The 2498-nt window shown below is 65.5% G+C and carries 1 protein-coding gene and 2 pseudogenes; all 3 read left to right on the top strand.

Going from position 1 to position 2498, the window contains the following annotated elements:
• Window positions 1–298 (top strand): annotated as a pseudogene (locus AC30N0_RS19330) (50S ribosomal protein L10); the annotation flags it as partial.
• 41 nt (window positions 299–339) lie between these two features.
• The gene (gene rplL, locus AC30N0_RS19325; protein ID WP_489519512.1) at window positions 340–723 is read left to right on the top strand and encodes a 50S ribosomal protein L7/L12; all 384 of its coding nucleotides are present in this window, start codon (window positions 340–342) and stop codon (window positions 721–723) included.
• A gap of 339 nt (window positions 724–1062) precedes the next feature.
• Window positions 1063–2498 (top strand): annotated as a pseudogene (gene rpoB / locus AC30N0_RS19320) (DNA-directed RNA polymerase subunit beta); the annotation flags it as partial.

The following is a 2498-nucleotide window of genomic DNA, read 5'->3' as shown; positions in this document are numbered from 1 at the left end:
CTACGGTTTTTCGCAGGACGCCGTCGCGGCGGCGAAGGTCATCGCCGACTTCGCCAAGGGCAACGACAAGCTGGTCATCAAGGCGGGCGCTCATGCCGGCAAGGCGCTGGACGCCAAGGGCGTGCAGTCGCTCGCGGCCATTCCGCCGAAGGAAGTGCTGCTGTCGCAGCTGCTCGGACTGATGCAGTCGCCGATCGCGCGCATGGCGCGCGTGCTGGCGGTGCTCGCCGAGAAGCGCGGCGAGAGCGCTGCTCCGTCGGAGCCTTCCGCGGCAGAGCCCGTGCCGGCCGCGGCCTGAACGAACCGTACCAAGCAAGCATCTTCTAGACAGGAATCAACATGGCATTCGATAAAGACGCATTCATCTCCGCCCTCGACAGCATGTCGGTGATGGAGCTCAACGACCTCGTCAAGGCGATCGAGGAAAAGTTCGGCGTGTCCGCCGCAGCGATGGCCGCTCCGGGCGGCGGCGGTGGCGGTGGCGGTGCGGCCGCACCGGTCGTCGAGGAGCAGACCGAGTTCACGCTCATGCTCACCGAGATCGGCGCCAACAAGGTGTCCGTCATCAAGGCCGTCCGCGAGCTGACCGGCCTGGGCCTGAAGGAAGCCAAGGACCTGGTCGACGGCGCGCCGAAGCCGGTCAAGGAAGCCATGGCCAAGGCCGACGCCGAGGCCGGCAAGAAGAAGCTCGAGGACGCCGGCGCGAAGGCCGAGCTCAAGTAAGTCGTCCGCTGAGGAGCCGGGCGCCAGCGGTGCCCGGCTCTTTTGCCCTGAGGGGTATTCGGAGGCCGCGCAGAGCAGCTGGAAGCGCCCCGAGCGATAATCGTGGGCTTTTCCAAGTGATTTCCGCATAGAAAGTTCCTTGATCCGACTGCAAGGAACGGGTTTGGTCGGGCTCCGGTGCAACGCCGGGGTTGTCCGCCAGCGGCAGGTAGTGGCCTGCCACCAAGCTTCGAGCGCAAGGCTCGAAAGACAGTCGCCTTCGCAACGCGTGGCCCGGCCGGCCCCGCGTTCGTGCGTAACCCCGGCGAGGCCAGCCGCGGGCCGCTGAACGGAGAGTTCATGGCGCAGCAAGCAATCCCCTCATCCCCCTACACGTACACCGAAAAGAAGCGCATTCGCAAGAGCTTCGGCAAGCGAGAGAGCGTTCTCAACGTGCCCTATCTGCTGACGATGCAGAAGGACTCGTACATCGCCTTCCTGCAAAAGGACGTCCCGCCGCAGAAGAGGAAGCCCGAGGGCTTGCAGGCGGCGTTCCTCTCCGCGTTCCCGATCGTTTCGCACAACGGGTTCGTGGAGATGAAGTTCATCGAATTCAACATGGCCAAGCCAGCGTTCGACACGCGGGAGTGCCAGCAGCGCGGCCTGACCTACGCCGCCGCCGTGCGCGCCAAGCTGCAGATGATCATCTACGACCGCGAGTCGGCGCAGGCCAAGACCGTCAAGGAGATCAAGGAGCAAGAGGTCTACATGGGCGAAGTTCCGCTCATGACCGACTACGGCTCGTTCATCGTCAACGGCACCGAGCGCGTCATCGTGTCGCAGCTGCACCGTTCGCCGGGCGTCTTCTTCGAGCACGACAAGGGCAAGACGCACTCGAGCGGCAAGCTGCTGTTCTCGGCGCGGATCATCCCGTACCGCGGCTCGTGGCTCGACTTCGAGTTCGACCCGAAGGACATCCTCTACTTCCGCGTCGACCGCCGCCGCAAGATGCCGGTGACGATCCTGCTGAAGGCGATCGGCCTGAACCCCGAGGCGATCCTCGCCAACTTCTTCGTCTTCGACAACTTCCGCCTCATGGACACGGGTGCCCAGCTCGAGTTCGTGGCCGATCGCCTGCGCGGCGAGATCGCGCGCTTCGACATCACCGACAAGGACGGCAAGGTCATCGTCGAGAAGGACAAGCGGATCACGGCGCGCCATGTCCGCTCGATCGAGACGTCCGAGACCAAGTTCATCAGCGTTCCCGAGGACTACCTCGTCGGCCGGGTCCTGGCCCGCAACGTCGTCGATGCCGAGACCGGCGAGATCCTGGCCAAGGCCAACGACGAGCTGACCGACGCCGTGCTGAAGAAGCTGCGCGCGGCGGGCGTCAAGGAGATCCCGGCGCTCTACACCAACGAGCTCGACGAAGGCGCCTACATCTCGCAGACGCTGGCCTCCGACGAGACCGCCGACCAGCTCTCCGCCCGCGTCGCCATCTACCGCATGATGCGGCCCGGCGAGCCGCCGACCGAAGACGCCGTCGAGGCGCTCTTCCACCGGCTCTTCTACAGCGCCGACACGTACGACCTGTCGCGCGTCGGCCGCATGAAGTTCAACGCCCGCGTCGGCCGCAACACGCCCGAAGGCGCGATGACGCTGTCGAACGAGGACATCCTCGACGTCGTCAAGATCCTGGTCGAGCTGCGCAACGGCCGCGGCGAAGTCGACGATATCGACCACCTCGGCAACCGGCGCGTGCGCTGCGTCGGCGAGCTGGCCGAGAACCAGTACCG

The sequence above is a fragment of the Rhizobacter sp. genome, assembly GCF_031412495.1.
Classification (GTDB): Bacteria; Pseudomonadota; Gammaproteobacteria; order Burkholderiales; family Burkholderiaceae_C; genus Schlegelella_A.
Note: the sequence above shows the minus strand (reverse complement) of the source record. Positions and strands in the feature narration are given on the sequence as shown.